The organism is Verrucomicrobiia bacterium (genome assembly GCA_036268055.1).
GTDB lineage: Bacteria > Verrucomicrobiota > Verrucomicrobiia > Limisphaerales > Pedosphaeraceae > DATAUW01.
On sequence record DATAUW010000003.1, the window covers coordinates 1 to 17,458 of the forward strand.

15 protein-coding genes are annotated in these 17,458 nt (G+C 51.6%); 6 read left to right on the top strand and 9 right to left on the bottom strand.

The window, feature by feature from the left end; translation table 11 throughout:
* The first annotated feature begins 334 nt into the window (after nt 1-334).
* On the top strand, nt 335-796 hold the full coding sequence (locus tag VH413_01355) for a hypothetical protein (GenBank protein ID HEX3797319.1): 462 nt from the start codon (nt 335-337) through the stop codon (nt 794-796).
* A 98-nt stretch (nt 797-894) separates the two neighbouring features.
* Here the strand turns inward: VH413_01355 and VH413_01360 are convergent, their stop codons facing one another.
* The 9 genes from VH413_01360 to VH413_01400 all read right to left on the bottom strand — a co-directional run bounded on the left by VH413_01360 (nt 895) and on the right by VH413_01400 (nt 7,775).
* Complete coding sequence (locus VH413_01360) at nt 895-2,400, bottom strand: zonular occludens toxin domain-containing protein (GenBank protein HEX3797320.1); 1,506 nt, start codon at nt 2,398-2,400, stop codon at nt 895-897.
* Nucleotides 2,397-2,885 carry a hypothetical protein gene (locus tag VH413_01365; protein HEX3797321.1) on the bottom strand — a complete coding sequence of 163 codons (489 nt, stop codon included), beginning with the start codon at nt 2,883-2,885 and terminating at the stop codon, nt 2,397-2,399. The genes VH413_01360 and VH413_01365 overlap by 4 nt, the downstream gene beginning before the upstream one ends.
* Before the next feature lie 12 nt (nt 2,886-2,897).
* Nucleotides 2,898-4,604 (bottom strand): hypothetical protein, encoded by a 1,707-nt coding sequence (locus VH413_01370; protein HEX3797322.1) that lies wholly within the window; start codon nt 4,602-4,604, stop codon nt 2,898-2,900.
* Between the two features lie 119 nt (nt 4,605-4,723).
* Nucleotides 4,724-4,846 (bottom strand): hypothetical protein, encoded by a 123-nt coding sequence (locus tag VH413_01375; protein ID HEX3797323.1) that lies wholly within the window; start codon nt 4,844-4,846, stop codon nt 4,724-4,726.
* Nucleotides 4,847-4,888: 42 nt separating this feature from the next.
* On the bottom strand, nt 4,889-5,092 hold the full coding sequence (locus VH413_01380; protein HEX3797324.1) for a hypothetical protein: 204 nt from the start codon (nt 5,090-5,092) through the stop codon (nt 4,889-4,891).
* A 274-nt stretch (nt 5,093-5,366) separates the two neighbouring features.
* A complete protein-coding gene (locus tag VH413_01385; GenBank protein HEX3797325.1) occupies nt 5,367-5,969 on the bottom strand; it encodes a hypothetical protein in 603 nt (200 codons plus the stop codon).
* A gap of 15 nt (nt 5,970-5,984) precedes the next feature.
* Nucleotides 5,985-6,437 carry a hypothetical protein gene (locus VH413_01390; GenBank protein ID HEX3797326.1) on the bottom strand — a complete coding sequence of 151 codons (453 nt, stop codon included), beginning with the start codon at nt 6,435-6,437 and terminating at the stop codon, nt 5,985-5,987.
* Nucleotides 6,438-6,508: 71 nt separating this feature from the next.
* The gene (locus VH413_01395; protein ID HEX3797327.1) at nt 6,509-7,252 is read right to left on the bottom strand and encodes a hypothetical protein; all 744 of its coding nucleotides are present in this window, start codon (nt 7,250-7,252) and stop codon (nt 6,509-6,511) included.
* Between the two features lie 277 nt (nt 7,253-7,529).
* On the bottom strand, nt 7,530-7,775 hold the full coding sequence (locus VH413_01400; protein ID HEX3797328.1) for a helix-turn-helix transcriptional regulator: 246 nt from the start codon (nt 7,773-7,775) through the stop codon (nt 7,530-7,532).
* 89 nt (nt 7,776-7,864) lie between these two features.
* On the opposite strand from VH413_01400, the gene VH413_01405 reads away from it, so the two are divergent.
* The 5 genes from VH413_01405 to VH413_01425 all read left to right on the top strand — a co-directional run bounded on the left by VH413_01405 (nt 7,865) and on the right by VH413_01425 (nt 17,146).
* Complete coding sequence (locus VH413_01405; protein HEX3797329.1) at nt 7,865-9,277, top strand: LamG-like jellyroll fold domain-containing protein; 1,413 nt, start codon at nt 7,865-7,867, stop codon at nt 9,275-9,277.
* A 51-nt stretch (nt 9,278-9,328) separates the two neighbouring features.
* Nucleotides 9,329-15,424, top strand: coding sequence for an RHS repeat-associated core domain-containing protein (locus tag VH413_01410; protein ID HEX3797330.1), 6,096 nt, complete (start codon nt 9,329-9,331; stop codon nt 15,422-15,424).
* 3 nt (nt 15,425-15,427) lie between these two features.
* A complete protein-coding gene (locus VH413_01415; protein ID HEX3797331.1) occupies nt 15,428-15,865 on the top strand; it encodes a hypothetical protein in 438 nt (145 codons plus the stop codon).
* Between the two features lie 625 nt (nt 15,866-16,490).
* A complete protein-coding gene (locus VH413_01420) occupies nt 16,491-16,787 on the top strand; it encodes a hypothetical protein (protein ID HEX3797332.1) in 297 nt (98 codons plus the stop codon).
* An 11-nt stretch (nt 16,788-16,798) separates the two neighbouring features.
* The gene (locus VH413_01425) at nt 16,799-17,146 is read left to right on the top strand and encodes a hypothetical protein (protein HEX3797333.1); all 348 of its coding nucleotides are present in this window, start codon (nt 16,799-16,801) and stop codon (nt 17,144-17,146) included.
* Nucleotides 17,147-17,458 lie beyond the last annotated feature (312 nt).

Here is a 17,458-nt window from a genome sequence, read left to right on the forward strand (position 1 = left end):
CCCACCGCCCGCGCTCCTTCGCCAACGCACAACCGCCCACCCACCGCACTCCGTCCCTCTCTCTCCGCGACCGCGCGGGGAGAGAGCCGGAGAGAGGGGCCGTCTTATCCGAATCATCATTGCGTCCAAATAACAACGTCCCAAGTCCCGCAGGGACGTTTTTTTCCATTCGCTCTGTGTTGTTACACAGGGATTTAAAGAGGCAGAACTTTACTACGGACACCGAAACGGATGCTGAAAATGAAAGTCTTTCAAAACTCTGTCAAGCATCTGTCGAAAGTCTGTCACAAGGTTCTAACGAGGACAAGTCGCGCTTCACTACACTAAAAATCGTATGAAACGCTATCGTTTAGTTTATCGCGGCAGCCGCAACATGTTTTACTATTTCGACACTCACGTTAACAAGCGCGAGAGTCTTGGAACCAGCGACAAGGCCGAAGCCCAACGGTTGATTGCTGCCAAGAATGAAGCCGTGCTTCACGTCGGAATGAACCTGCAAATCGCTCAGGTTTATTTACAGCACAGTGACCCGGCTATGGCAACGCGCACTTGGCAACACGTCTTTGAAACTATCATCGCGAAGAAGCACGGCACAACGCAAGCGCGGTGGGCATGCGCCAGCCGAGACAAAGCCTTTGACCTCATTCGTAATCGAACATTGGTCGAAACCACAAGCCAATTCCTTTCCTTCGTCTGTTCAATCAATTCCGCTGTGGCAAAGAATTTCGTCCCATTTTGCGGAGGATTACCCAGCGGCTTGAGCAACCTTGCCGCAACCAGAACCGGCACGTCATGAGGCTGGCAGCCGAGCAGCCACGCCACTTGCTCAACATTGAGCCTTGCCGGAGGCAATCCAACCAAAGCCAAAAATTGGTGTTGCACGTCTTTCATATTTCACCGCCTTTCGAGAATGTTGCGAACGCCGTTGCCAAAACCTTGAGGTTCGGAGTTTGCGGGAGTGGCAGCATTACCCGGCTGGTCCATTTGCTGGATCGTTTCCGATGGTTGCGGTTCCGCAGCCGGTTCCAGCAATTTGGTAATGGTCTGACCATCGGCAAAATGAATGGTGACTTTTCGCGTGCGATGATCCGCCGTCGGCAGATGCGATTCTCCGACCGTGAAAGAAGGATGATATTCGGAAGGCACAACCGGGCGCGGACTCATCGAAGCAGCCGGTGATATAACACGACGGTAAACCCAGCCCCCATCCACAACACAACGGTTGGCGTCCACAAAAACAACTTCACGTTTGGCCGAGGACAGCACGCGACCGTCTGACAAGGCCACTTCGTAGCCGTTCCCCGGCAGACTAATAAAACCACACATCGTCAAAGAGTTCGTATCCGATAACGGCAAAACGAAAGGCTTGGCCGCTGCCAACGCTATGTCCACCGGCGTGACGGCGGAGGACGCAGACGGGGCCGTGATTGGCAAAGTTGGCGGTGCTGTTTTTGTAACGTGGGAAACAATCGCATTGGTCCGCGAAAGGCTGGACAGCCCTTTGCTGGGCTTGAACGCTACCGTGTTCGAGATGAAATGAATAATTCCGATCAACAGGAACGGCGCGGCAATGCAGACGCCAATACAACTCGCAATCAAGACCCACATCGGCAGACCACGCCGAGCTTTCTTCGTATCGGCAGCGACATTGCCCGCGAATCCGACACCCTTGGCAGTGTCATAACACGCCGCCAATCCTTTCGCGTCCAAAAGAAACCGACCGCTTTCTGTGGGCGCCATCAAACCGGACGCCACCGTGACCGGACTTTGAAAGGTTTTAAAACTGAACCACGGCAGCGATTGAAAAGCCGACATGAACTTTTCCTGCCGGTAATTTCGCAGGTAGGTAAAATCCTGGGTGAGACTGCGAAACTGCTTGTCCACGTTTTCAATGTGCTGCGTGATCCAGATCACGTCATTGTTGCACTTGCGATGTTGCGACAGGTAGAAAATCGCCGCCTTGCCGGTTTTGGCCCATTCCCGCGAATTAAAAAACAAATGCAACTCATCGAGGATGAAACAGACGCCCTCACCACCGCCTTTGCGCATCGGCAAAGATTGACCGTCCAGCGTGACTCCGCGTTCCACGTCCGGCACATAATATATATTGGCGGCATCCTCGGATGAAAAATCATTTTTTTCACGGTCCGGCAGAACCACGCCATTCCCGCGATACAGCCAGAACTTGGCGGTTTGTTCCTCATCCAAAATCGTCAGACGTTGATTAAGATCGAAGGTCTGGCCGTAAAGCTGATGCAGATAAGCCGCCAACTCCGCCGGCTTCACCGCCAGATTGGTGACGACAAAACGGTGTGTGGTACGCAGTTCATTCACCAGCGCTTTCATGCCGAACAGCGATTTACCACCACCTGGCTTGCCGGATATGGCGTGGATGCTCATAAGTCGGTGTTCACCTCATGGACACGACCGAGCATCCGGCGCATGGAACCCGCAAGGCCCAAGGCAATCGCCGTGCAAAGACCCCAAACCCAATACTCGACGATGTCCGCTGAAGCCGGTGCCCAGGACGGGAAGTTGGCGACGGTGGAAACAAAGGTCGGGAAATAAATTTCTTTCCCCTGAGCATCCACCGTTCCCGAATCCGTGTAAGGACCAGAAACGATGATGGTTTGCTGTTGTCCATTGTCGGGTGTCAACGAAGACCAGGACGAGGCGGTGAAAGTTCCACCCGTGATGACTTTGGAAAATGTTCTGCCCGCAGCAATGGACAACACCGATGAGTTGCCAAAGAAATCCGCCTGCGTGATGACCACCGTATTCGTCGAAAAGTTTTCGATCAGAACCGGAGTTGGTGTCGGCGCGATTTGCGACCGGACTTCGATGACTGCCATGAAACAAAGTAGGAAAGGCAAAAGTTTTTTCATGGTGAGCTTGAGTTATCCGACCGCGAAGCGAACCACACCGGCGCAAATGAAGTAAGCCTTGCTCAAATAAAACGAGAGCGCGAGCCGTTGCGCCATGAGCGACACGCACAGACCAATGTCAAACACCGCATCCAGCAGAGAAATTCCGGCCTGAACCGCTGAACCTCCACCGCTCCCAAACGGATGCGCAATGAAAGTGGCGACCACGGAGTTGACTACCAGACTCGAAATGTAAGTGACCAGGACAGTCAAAGCGACGAAGACAACGCCGGTTGCAATCAAAGCGCTGGCGCTGCCGAACACCGGCGCACCTTCGGCGCTGGTTCCTTGCGGCAGATGCGTAGCATCCCGCACCACCTGATTGATTTCACCCACGAGCCAAAACAGGAACCAAGCCGTCATGGCCCATTGCGACAAGGCGCGAACCCACGGAGCGGCGAGAGCCACGGCAGGAAACTGTCCACCATTCAAAGGATTGATGTCCCAACTGCCCTGGCCCGGAACCGAGAACAGGAAACTACCTGGCGATCCGCCAACCGTTCCGGGATCAATCGCGAATTTATCGCCCAAGCCTTGCAACATCGTGGCTCCTTCCGCTGTCGCTCCATTGGCCGCAGCGGTGTTGTCATCAGGATTATAATTTCCGTTCGTACGCGGAATGGTGTTGCTGATGATTTGCGACAGTTGGTTGGAAGTGACGTTTCCCTGGTTCGTCAGTTGTTGCGTGCTGTTATCAATGTTGCCGAGATGATTCGACATGCCGGTGAGAATGTTGTCCCCGCGATTGATGGCGTTACTCACGCCCGCATGGCCCGTCTGATTGGCCGAGTCCATCGCCTGAATCGCCTTCACGATGGCTTGCGAGTCCAATGAATCCTGCTGGGCGAGCGCCGAGAACCCCGCTTCGACATTCGAGCCCAGGCTGTTCGTCGGTGTACTTGGAAAGCCGATGGTTCCTCCGCCGTTGATATTCGTCGGCACGACGTAGCCGGGCGGAATGTCCGGCAGACCATTGGTCAAAACCGGTGCAGGAGCAGGCGCACCCGGAGCGGAACCCCAATCGGGCGGATCAGGAATGGGCTCAGGAAAAGGATAATCGCTGTTTCCCCCGCCACCGATGATTGGAATGATGGAACCACCGGAGGAACCGGAACCGCCCGGAATGTAGCCAATGCCGGAGTTGGGAGGAAACACCGGAGTGCCATTGCCAATATTAATGGAACCACCGGGACCGGGAACGCCGGGGTCAGGCGAGGTAATCGAAGTGCCCGGAGGCATCGGCATAATGCCCCAATTATTTCCGTCACCAGGACTGCCTTGCACTGGCAAGCTACCGGTGGAACCGGGAGGCACACTCACATAATTGCCGGTCAACTGGCCGTTGAGAGTTTGGCCGACCAGAATCGGTGCGCTACCGGGATTGGGAACGGGTTGAGATCCGTTGGAAACCGGGGGACTCGACGTTGCCGAACCATCGGGATTGATGGTAACGGTACTTCCGTCAGGTAATCCCGAATTCAGCGGCCCACCGAGAACGGACACCGGCCCGCTGCATGGGACTACTTCCAACTCCGAGGAACCGGGGCAAGGTGGCGAATGGGTGATGTTGTACGAAACCACCGAGCCATACCACGGGTAACAACCATTGCCGATCCATTGCACCACGTTCAGGCAAACTCCCGACGGATTAGAAATCGGAACGTCGGCGCGTGAAGACAATAAGGAAAATAGTAATAATAAGAACGCGATAAAACAACGCATAAAAATCTCCTACGGTTAAAACAGTTTGAACATGGCTACCCCCGACAGGAACCCCATAAAAAATGCCAGACACAAAATCATTCATCCTTTCCATCGCGGTCCTCTTCTTTCTCCAGTTCCAACTCGGTTTCGATTTCTTCCTCGTCATCCTCGGAACCGAACAGGAATTTCCAGACCGCCATTAATGTTTTTAGTTTCATACGAAGGCCGGGGTGGTTTCCCACCCCGGCACGCCGTTGGGTTTAAGCCGCCCGGCGCAGGTACTTCTTGGCGATCATGGCAATCACCACGGCCACACCCAGGCCGAACACCGCTGCAAACACGGTCGTGAGGGTGGTAACCCCCGACGTGACCGCAGCCACATTGGCATCGGTTTGAGCTTGAGCGGCAACTACCCCGCCCGCGGTGGCGGTGATGACCGCCGCTTTCTTCATCCAGTTTTTCATACTGACTTACCTTTCTTTTCCCCGACCGGCTCAGAAACCGAAGGAGTATCGGTTCCCGCGTTCGGGAAATTCGTGACCTCATCAGGGCATAAAAAATCTTCAAGCGAGCCTCCCACCGCCCCGCTGCGCGGGGCGGTGGGAGGCACCACATTGCGTTTCACAGTTGGCAGTGATGCCGCAGCCTCAGCACCCGCTATCGTCCATCCGTCATCGTTTGCGGCTCCGTATGGAGCTGGTGTCATTGCCTGATGACGGTAAAGATCAGTTCAGCCCGTTATCGCCGGGATGGTGACTGGATCAATGGAGGGGTATTGCTTACTCCGCTTTGCTCTGTGCTCGACGCCGTGTCTATCCCACCCGTCTTGCGTGCTCCGGTTCCCCGCTGGCCCGGCTTTTGCCGGTTCCCCAGGTATCGGATCACGCTCTCGGATAGCGTCACGTCGCACGAATGACCAAACTTTGCCAATTCGTGATAGTCTCCGGCCCAACGTGTGGCCCTCGACTCGGTCAAACCGCTTCCCTTCAGGATATAATCCAGTCCATCGAGTGAAGAATCATACCGGGTGACCCGCGCCATACCGCCGCCCAGGGTCTCCCATTGAGACATCAGGGCGAGACAGTTGCGCGAGCCAGCCGAAGGGGGCAGCCCCGCGATTACTGCGTGCAGGTGCCAGCGGCCAGTGGTTTCCCCACTTTCCCGCCGCAGGCACCAAAGCACTTTTTTGAAATGCACCTTCCAGTTCTTCGCCTGGACTCGCAGCAGCGCTACGAACATTTGCGGCCCGAATCGTTTGCATTGCTTCTCACCTCTGAAAGTCAGGGTGCAGAAGTATTGCCAGTTGACCGCAGCCAGGGAGTGAAGTTCTGGATTGTGCATGAGTCGTTTCCTCGTTTATTTGCCGACGAGGCCGACAATCTTCCCGCGTGCGCGAAGACGGCCGCCAAACGGCAGGAGTTCCCGGATGCCGAGGTGGATCAGCTTGTCTTGCAGCTTGCCGGCATGGACGGCTTTTTCTTCATCGCTCAGGGCGTATTCCACTGGCTGCGCCAGTCGTTCGCCTTCGCTTTGGTCCATGACCGTGATGATCTGTTGTTTGACCAGACCCCGCTTGCCGGTGTACTCGTCCGAGCGGTCACTCATTACTAACGCTTTGATTGTCATTTTTTTCCTTGGGTGGCTGACTTTGGTTTTTTCCTGCTCACGGCCAGCGAACGCCGAACAGGTTTCCGCAGTTGGTGAATCCACAACGCTGGCGGAACAACGAAGGGAAATTGGGCGGGTGGTTGGATTCCTGGTCAGTGCCGCGTTCGACACGGTCACTCTTTTATTTTCAATCACCGTCATGTGAGCACTAAAACACATGACCGAATCGGAAAATACCGGACTGTGAAAACTCGAAACCGAGATTTATTTCCTCAATATTTACGGGGCCGTCCGCGACCTTTCACAAACAGTCCGATCTCGTTGCAGACATCACAAAACCAATCAAAGCGTTCAAGGCGGGGATCACCGAGGCTGGGCGCAAGCACTTCGTAAAGGTTGAGAATGGTTTTGGGCGGATGGACGCTGCGCATTTCCTCAATCTCCATCCAGCGGCCTAGCAAAATGAAATAAATTGCCGTGCGCCCGCGGTCGCCGGTGAACTGGCCTTGCGGATCGAGAAATAATTCGTGTCCTTCGGCCAGGCCGGAAAGGAAGTCGTTCAGGTGAACCGGTGTTTCGGAAAGACTGTTGAAGATGGAATCTTTAAGGGAATCATGGACGGCTTGAAGCAAATCGCTTTGCGGAACGATTTTAAAACTATCGGGCGGTTCAGTGGGCGGCGCGGTTGCCTCTTCGGGTGAAACGGATTCAGTGCCTTCCCAAGCATCATCCAGAAAAGTAAATTGCCTTTGCCACACACCGAGCAACCGGCCAAAGTTGCGCCAATCCACCTGTTCGCCGCCCGGCTTTAAATCCACCAGCCGCTTGAAAATGGTGCGATGTAATTGCTCGCAAATGTTCCCAGCCCAACTGGGAAGCGGAGGAACATTTTCTAAATCGCCTGTCCCGGTGATGGGCAAATCACACGCCTGATATAGCCCTTTGACAACGGCCAGCAGGCGCGTGGCACAGCGAATGTATGCGGCCTGGCCTGCTTGACCTCCTGTTTGCTCCACTCTCCCCTGTTCCGATCTTTCAGTACGACTTTTTGACATCTTGCGTCAACAAGCCTATCAAACGGGTTGGACATTTGATGTCCAATGATACAAGTGTCTGTGTAGTCAAATTACCGACGATGAAAGGTCAAATAATCGTATTTATTTTTTTGGCGAATAGTTCACCCTCTCGCTCGAAATATGACGGGCTGCCTCGATGAAGGCGCGTTGAACAACAAACCGGGGGCTTTAGCCCGCAAATAAACTGGCAGAATGATGAATCAATCGAGACGCGCTCTCAAAGCTTCTGCACCAGATCCCGCGCACGCACTCCCAGGGCTTTGGCAATCTTCAACAGCGTATCAATGGTGGCCGCTTTCTCGCCCCGCTCGATCTCGCCCACAAAATTGTGATGCAGGTCAGCGCGCTCGGCCAGTTGTTCCTGGCTTAAACCCGATTGTTTTCTATACGAACGGATCGTCTCGCCTAACACTTTATGATGCTTTTGATTTCCAGCCACGCAGCGGCACAAAAGCAGGAACATCCAAAACCTTCCACCGTCTGAAGACTGTATTTTATTCTTGTGAAAGCCATGTGGCTCGCGTAAGAATCCCCGGCCCAACAAACTGTTTTATGAAAACCCCTTTTTTGCCACGTCTTATTGTCTCACTTCTGACATTGCTTTTGGGTTTGCAAATAAGCCACGCGCAGCCCGCGCCCGGCCCGAATCCCAACCAACTCCTAAACTCATGGGGCTTTTCCGACACAAATTGGCTGAGCGCCAAAGGCAATCTTCCCGTCGCATTCACTAATTTGATTAGTGTCTTTGGAGGCGGCAACGGAAACGATCTTTCACTTGATACCACCAACGTATCACCGGCTTACCTTTTTTACCGAATAATCGAAACCAACGGTTCAACGAATCTCACGTTTACGAACGGCTCAATTTCCCTTTGGTTTAGTCCCGATTGGTCGAGCACGAATCAGGGCGGCAGTGGCCCCGGCGCATGGGGTAATTTGATCAGCGTCGGTCTGGCAGGAACGAACGGGCCTTGGTGGGCGTGGTATGTGGACCCGACCGGCACGACCATGTATTTTTCGGAGCAGACTAATGGCGGCGCGGCCACCAATTTTCTCACGGCCCCGGTAAGTTTCGCTGCTAATTATTGGTACAACCTCGTTCTGTCTTACAGCCGGACCAATTCGACGGTTTACACCAATGGCATTTTGGTCACAAATGGCAACGGCGTCTCTTTCTGGCCTTCGACCAATATTTCATTCTTTGCCGTTGGCAGCGACACGAATGGATTTTTTCAAGCAGGCGGTCAATTCGATGATTTGAATACTTACAACTATCAACTTGATCCGCTTCTGATCTCCGGAAATTTCGCCATGTATTCCATCTTTTACGGGGACGCAACTCCAACTGGCCCGTTATCGCTGCCCATCGCACCTTCCACTCCCGCAGTGCTTCCCGTTTTCCAAGCCGTCAGCGGCGCGGGATTGCTCACCAATGCCGTCGCCTCGGGAACATGTATCACGAGCAACAAGATTTGGATAACCAACGCAGTCGCGTGGTTCACCAATGGCGCTACGAGCATCAGCTTTAGCATTGAAGGGGGCTCAAACGGAATTTCCTACGATGTCTTCGGCACCACGGCTTTGGTTTCTCCCGCAACCAACGCCATTTGGACTTGGCTCGGCCAAGGCTACCATTGCACGAATTACACGATAGCGAACCTTACCAACGCCGCCGTGTATTTGATGTTGGGAACCGCACAGGACTCCGATCAAGATGGACTCACCGACGCATACGAAATGCTGGTAAGTCATACCGATCCTCACAACGCCGATACCGATGGCGATGGAATGCTGGATGGTTGGGAGGTCGTTTACGGTACAAACCCGCTAATAGATGATTCACAACAAACCGCTCAGCGCTCCAACTTTACCTATGACCCGGTAGGACGGCTCGAATTAATTATCGGCGTCCGGTCTGAATCTTTAACGAATGATTTTGAAGGAAATGTGCTTAACGCACAGTGAACCAAGCGACAAATGAAAACATTACGATTACTTTTTTGGGGATTGTTGCTCGTGTCGTTAAGTGCTCAGGCACAAACCATAGACTTTGGCGGTGGCTGGTTCACTTCAATCCGCGAACCTCTCTCTACCAATAGCACCCCCACTGGAAATGTGCCTCCTGGTCTCACGGGTTTGCCTAACATCTGCGGTCCATTCACCGTGACTTCACAAACCGGGCAGCCAATAATCAGTGAGGCGGTTACTCCCGAGATCACCTCGCTTGCCGCCAACCTGCAAAACGACCCTAAGCGAATTTATGACTACGTTCATAACAATATCAAATATGTTCATTATTTTGGGTCAAAAAAGGGCGCTTATTTGACGATGCTGGAAGGCAGCGGCAACGATTTTGATCAGTGCGCTCTTTTGGTGGCGTTGATTCGGGCCGCCTCCACCAACTCGGGAATTTCATACGGAGTGCATTTGCAATGCGGATTTATGCAAATGCCCTATACAAATGCGAACAACCTGGATATGGCCCATTGGCTCGGCCTTTCGTGGCCATCAGCTAACAACTATTTATTTTGGAATTATTTGAAAAATGTCTTCGGCTCAAGGAATTATCCTGACTACGAGTCCGGAGGAAACATTCATATTATCGAGTACAATGATGGAACTGGTAATACTTTTCTATTTCAGAGGGTGTGGGTGCGGTTAACCATCAGCGGCACTGACTATTATCTCGATCCAGCTTTCAAGATTTCCACTCAAGTTGCTGGAATTGATGTGACCAATGCGATGAATCTGAACATGGCTACCGTTTTCAGCGCTGTGGAATCGGGAGGGGCGACCATCTCAAATCTCTATGTCAAAAATTTGAATTACAGCAATCTCTCCGGTCAAATACAGACCAATACCTCCAACCTGCTTACCTATTTGACGAACCATCCCAATTTGTCTTCGGAACAAGTCACCGGCGGGTATGACATTCAAACCACCAATTCCCAGACGTTTCCTTGTCTGAATTTCCCACCGTTTACCGGCACTTTTGTTGACGCCTTTAATGGGGGATATTCGGCCAGCATGCCAATTCTGGAATGGGACAACATTCCCACCAATTACATGTCATTTATCAATATTCAAATTGACAATATAAATTTGACCTATCCATTCCCGTCCCTTCTCGGCCGAAAAATTTCGCTGACTTTCACGAACATTAGTGGAAACTATCAGTCGCAAATCTCCTTGGACGACGTAGTGCAGGCGACTTCAACCACTGGCTCGGGCAGTGGATCGGTTCCTATGACGAATACCATCATTCATCCGACGGGAATTTGGAATTATTCCGGGAATTCTTTGACCCCGGCAAGTGGTAACAATCAGAATGATGTTATTTTTGGCACCACACCGAGGTCTTATCAAAGACAAGCTTATGGGTACGTGACGGTGTACGGTTTCGATGATGTGTCGCAGCTTTTATTGCATCGAGAAAAACGACTTAATTCACTGCTTCAACAGAACCTAAACGCAACCAACGCCAGCATCGTCACTGAAACCCTCAATGTTTTGGGCCTTAGCTGGCTAAACCAGTCTTATCTTGAAGAGAATCTACTGGGTGCGCAAAAGCATGAGAACATTTTTCATCATCATCGCGCCGGACGCGTGGCGGCTGAAGCTGGCTACTACGTTGATTTAGCTCTCGATATATCCGATCACTTTTGGCGGGATGATCTTCCTAACTCTAGTGGCGATCCGACAGTTCCGGTCACCCAATATGCGCTCTTCGGGAAAAGTGCGTTGGAACACGGAGTGATTGAACAAATCCAAACCAATCTTTCTTCGTCCACGATGAAAATGCTCTATCTGGCAAACCAAAGTGGTCAAAAACTTATTCTCTCTCAAGGATCGCCCGACTATTCGGCGGTTTCATCTCTATTCAATGCGGAAACTATCCGTCCGTACGTGGCCAGCAAAAACACAATATTAAGTGATGATTTGCCTTTCGGAACTATGCTTATTCCCAGCGGAATTAATACGGTAGGGACTTGGAATGGTTACGGATTTGTATTAATCAATGGGCCAGGAAGTGCCTTTATCATCAATGGAGCTAACGGAGCTTTTAACGGTGGCGATGCCGGAACTCAAGTTCCTATTAGCGGAACGGCAGCCAATTCCTTTACATTCGGTTCTTCTCCGACCGAAGTTTCGATTAGTCCCCCCTCGCTACCGCCTGCGTTTAATGCCGATCCAATCAATGTTTTAGACGGCTCTTTCAATGTTGATGCGGACGACTTAACCGTGGGCCAAGCCGCTCCACGCGGATTCACCCTTTCCCGCCATTACGATAGCAATCGCCGGAACGTGAACGCCGCAACGATGGCCGATGGCTGGATACACAACTATATAGTAAATGCTGTCACTCGAAGCGATCCCGATGCCGGACTGGGAAGAAACACCGCCCAGGAAATGGCCGCGTTCCTGACCAGCCAGCGCATCGGTTATGAAATGTTCACTTACAACCCCGCGCAGACCAACAAACCGCTATCGGAATGCTGGTCAACTGCCGCACTGTGCGCTGAATGGGCGGTTGATAATTTGAAAAGCAACGCCGTCAACGTAACTCTGGGAACGTCGTCTATTCAATTTATCAAGCAGCCCGACGGTTCATTTACACCACCCGCTGGAATCACGATGGTCCTGACCGCGACCAATGCGGGTTACAATCTGCAAATGCGCCACGGCAATCTTTTTAAGTTCGGCAATGGCCATTTGACGAATATCGTTGATCAATACGGCCGCTCGCTTTCGGTTGCCTACAATTCCAGCAACTTTGTCTCGACCGTGACCGACTGGACGAATCGCTCGTTGACGTTCACTTATGGCGGCACCCCTCTGCGCCTGACCAGCGTGGCCGACAGCACCGGGCGATCCGTAACGTATGGCTATTCGACCAATAGCAACAATCAACTAGATTTAACTTCAGTCATTGACGTGCAGGGATTCACCAACACTTTCGCGTACGATACCAATCATGAAGTCATCGTGACGAAAAATAACCTTGGCCAAGTTGTCAGTAGCAATAATTACGATGGATTCGGGCACGTCATCCGCCAATACAGCCAGGGACTCACCAATCAAATGTGGCAAGGCTTTTGGAATGGGGTTCAAAACACGTTGATTGACCCGGCTGGCGGGCAACAACAATTTCTTTATGACTCAAAATCACGCCAGATCGGGATGCAGGACGCGCTCAGTAATTTTTCCGAATCTTTTTACGATGGTCAGGATCACGTGATTGAAACGATCTCTCCTCTGAATGAATCCAATGATTTCATTTATGACGGTAATAATAATCTCGTCGAGACCATTGATCCGTTAGGGGCCAGCAACGTATTCTTTTATGATGCCAGCTTTAATCTTATCAAAACACTCGATCCACTAGGCCATACGAATTCTTTTGGCTACAATTCCAAATTCCAAGTCGTAACGACCACCAATGGCGCGGGCGATGCCGTCACAAATACCTACGATTCCGGTACGGGATTGCTGACGGGGCGAAGCGATGCCGGTGGCACCACGAGCTACGGTTATGATTCTTTCGGCCAATTAAGCAGCGTTACGAGCCCGAGCAATTTGGGCACGAATCTCTTCGTGAACAGCACCAACGGCGATGTCTTGTTTGCCATCAACGCGAACAATGTCACGAATGCCTTCACCTACAATTCCCGCCGCCAGCTTGTCCAAAGCATCGGTCCCACGAATCGCACGACCAAAATCATCTACGATCCTGTGGGAAACGTGGCCACCAATATTGATGCGCTCAATCACAGCACCACTTACACATGGAGTCCCACACGGCATCTTCTGACCACGACGCTGCCCGCGACCTCGCAAGGAACGCCATCCATCACTAATATTTACGACAATCGGGATTGGTTGATCAAAACGCTCGACCCGCTGCAACTGCCGACAACCAATGCTTACGATCTGGCGGGCCGGACACTTAGCGTCACAGATCCAATGCTTAGAACGACCCAACTGACATACGACAATGATGGCCGAAACATCACGATAACCAATGCCATGATGCAGGGCATCGCGCAGTCGTGGGATGGCCGAGGTGAATTGGTCAGGACAGCCGATCAGTTGGCCCAAAATATCTCCCGAAAGTACGATGCTTCCGGCAACCTGATTTACCTCACGAACCGCCTGAATAATGCTTGGACATTTCAGTTTGATGCCGCAAACCGATTGACGAATACGATCAGTCCAATGGGCGCCACTACCGCCCAAGTTTGGAATAATCGCGGCTTGCTGCAAAAAATCGTGGATGCCAAGAACCAGACTAACACGCTTTTGTACGACGCTCGCGGACGATTGACCAACCGGACGGACAACGTGGCAGCCACAACTTATCTCTACGATTTCAACGGAAATCGAATTGGTGTTATCGAATCAGGAAAATCGAATGTGTGGGCTTTTGACGCGTACGACCGCCCGATCACTTACGTTGATTCCCTTGGAAACCAAATCAAGTACGGTTATGACACCAACGGAAATCTTACCACCCTGGTTTATCCTGGCCCTCGACTGGTCACTTATTTTTACGACAACCTCAATCGCTTGACGAATATCACCGATTGGGCAAGTCGAAAGACCACTTACACCTACGATCTGGATTCGCGCGTGACCAGTGTCACCCGGCCCAATGGGACGACATGTTCCAACTTTTATGACCTGGACGGCGAATTGACAAACACGATTGAACAGGCGGCTTCGCATGCTCCCATCACATTTTTCAAATTAAAGTGGAACGCCGCCGCGCGAGTGGACTATGAATTCATGGCCCCGACAAACCATCCCTATTCGCTGCCATCGCGCTCAATGTCTTACGACAAGGACAACCGGCTCGCGACTTTCAACGGATTGACAATCGTGAATGACACTAATGGGAACATGACCTCCGGCCCGTTGGTGGGAAGCACAAACCTCATAGCTTATACATATGATGCCCGCAATCGTTTGACCACTGCCGGCAGTTTGACTTATGGATACGATCCAAACAACGAACGCACGGCGGTGGTCAACGCCCCAACCGTGACCCGTTATGTTGTTGATCCGCTAGGCCCGCAGGTTTTGATGCGGATACAAAACGGTGTCACGAATTATTATGTGTACGGCTTGGGTTTGGTTTACGAGGAAGACGATACCGCCACGAGCACAAACGCGTTGACGTACCATTTTGATTATCGCGGCAGCACGATTGCGCTTACCGACGTAAACGGCAATGTCACCGACCGAATTCAATATTCGGCTTACGGAATGACGACCTATCGTGCCGGAACAAATGACACGCCGTTCCTTTACAATGGAAAATATGGTGTCCAGACTGATCCCAACGGGCTGCTGTTCATGCGGGCGCGATACTATAACCCGTATATTTGCAGGTTTATAAACGCTGACCCGTCTGGTTTTAATGGTGGTCTGAATATGTACGCCTACTCCGATGGTAATCCCATTAGCCTGACGGATCCGTTTGGTTTGGGGGCGACGGGCTCGTCTGGAGGTTTTTCTTGGATAGGTGCATTGACGACAGGAGCCGTAGCCCTTGATCAAGGGCTAAATGGTGGTGCCGGCACAAAGACACTCGCGAATTTTGCTGCTAACTACCAGTTCTTCGACAACAGCGTCCCGATGGCACTGAATCAGACGCTCAACCCTTTCACTTCAGCGGAAGAGCGATTTGGGGAATCCTATGATGGGCTCAGTTATCAGCCGAGCAATGTAGGCCAACCGCTTTCGACCGGAAGCAGAACCGTATCTGCAGCTTTTGGTGTCGTCGACACAGGTTTGGGAGTTCTTCAAGGTGTAGGGCTGGGAAGCACAGTTAGCTCCCTTGCGGGTTTAACGGCAACAACATCTACAACTTTAACTACTACAGAGGCGATTAGTCCCGCAGTTAGAAACTTTCTCGCGGGGGACATACCCCTATCCGACGTGCCTCCAGCAGAAGCGACGCAGGCTGCGGACCATTTGGAAAATGTTATCGCACCGGCCGCACGAGATGAGGTAGATGCCGCTTATCAAATAGCCCGAGCTAAAGCCTTAAAGGGGCTCGGGCCACCCCCGGGACAAATAACTGCGTGGCGAGCCAAATATCGAAAATAGATTATGAAGTCACTCATTTTATATTGCAGTAAAAATATTGTGAAGGTTGGGGCGGTGGAAGCTCCAGTTAGGACGTTTCAGTTCGGCCCTGATAATTTTGAGCACGACAATGTTTATTTTGGTGATTGGGTCTCGTTACGAAATGCTTTCAATAAAATAATAGGTTTCAAAATCGTTCCGTTTGTAAAGGACGACTATTTAGAAAAAAATGTCTTGTCGGCTCGCTTCATAAACCATGCTACCAACGTAAGCCTTGATAAAAAAGGCGATTACTACTACATATCAGTCCTGATCGAACCATCGGCTTATATTACAGAATACGACATGAATAAGATCGAAGCTGCAATTCTCCTCAACCACAAAGACGATTTTATCATAAGACTGGACGGATTTTCAGAGCAAGACTGGGAACAGTTTAGTTTTACTCCTGCGTCGTTATGACTGAGACAAACGGCAGCGAATGACTTGGCACATTATTTTTCTGATTAACCGCTTCGTCGTCAGACTGCGATTTTGCTGCTTCGGCCACGTGCGCCAGCGAGACTGTGCCTGTGCTGGCAAAATCCCAGACTGACTCCTCCAATCGGAATGCCTGACTCTTAAATTGAAATGACCTTCACTCCGTTGCGCATCCGCTTCTCTGACTCCGCGTAACGCTCCACTTCGCTTCCGGCACATTTCAATTTAGAGACAGGCAGGAGTGAAACGCATCTGTCATGCCTCATGCTTTCGCAATGATCCCCGCCAGTTGCGCACGCTGCGCGTAGTTAGATGAAGGAGTTTTAACCGTTTTCAGGTCTTTTTCCGCTTCGCTCTCCTCTGCATCGGTTCGATCTCTCGCCCTCAACCGCCCGCTCCACCGGGGGCCGGACGTGGTTCCTCCTGAAGGCAACCTCCACTGGCCACCCGGTTGCGCGGGCTTTTTCGTTGAAGGGCGATAGACCGAAACCGAACAGCAGAGCACAAAAAAAAGACCATGAAAACTAAATCTAAAAATTCGAATCAAAAAGCTGGGCTCCTGAACCGTCCCGAACAATCGAGCACGGAAAGCCGACCGAAAATTGATATGAAACTGCGCCGAGTCAATCGCAGATTGCAAACCGAGAAATTGCTGGCGTTGCTTCGAGAGGAAACGCCTCGATTCTTTGAATTGGCCGAAGTAGTAGGCAAGTGGGTTTGGATTCAATTCACTGAAAAGCAGCCGAGCGAGATTACAAGCGTTTTGGCCGAGCTTGGTTTCCATTGGAACAACACCCGTCAGACGTGGCAGCACCCTTGCGGCACGATACCCCTTAAAGGAGCGACCTACGACCCCCGCGACCGTTACGGCAGTTATTTCGCCGCCGACCAAAAGGCCGCTTGATTCGAGGATTTATGATTTTACCCTCGATGATGAAGTTTCAACTTGGACGGTTGGTTATCACGCCAGCCGTCCTTTCCACCGCCTCAGTTGATGAAATTTGCCGTGCGATTGACCGGCACATTTGCGGAGATTGGGGCGATGTTTCCGAATCGGTTCACAATGCGAATGAAAGTGCGCTCCGCAATGGCGGCGAGTTGCTTTCGGTTTATCGGGCGACTGGCGGAATCGAATTGCAAGTGTTGACCACCGCCGACCGCCTCATAACTACGGTTCATTTATCAAGTGAAGCCGGACACTTATGGACACCGGAACGGACACCAACGGAGTTAAGCCGGGTTACGGGAAATACAGCAAAATAGGCTTGGATTGTGACGGAGTTGACCTTAACATTTTAACCAATAATTGCAGTGCGATTTGATTCTCAACCTCCTTATTTGAAGCAGTTTCCGAATGGATGTTCAATACGAACACCACGTCCCGCCGGGACGACCGACCTTAGCCCAGCAATTTATTGCTGGGTTTCCATCCGTTGCAATTCAAGTCCCGCACGGGACGAAAGAATTTTCCTCTTGGAACCACCGCTCACGCACTCGCCCGCCGCTTCTCATTAACCCCCAACTTTAGTTGGGGGAACACATCTTCCCAAAAACAAACTCTATCTCGAGCGCAGC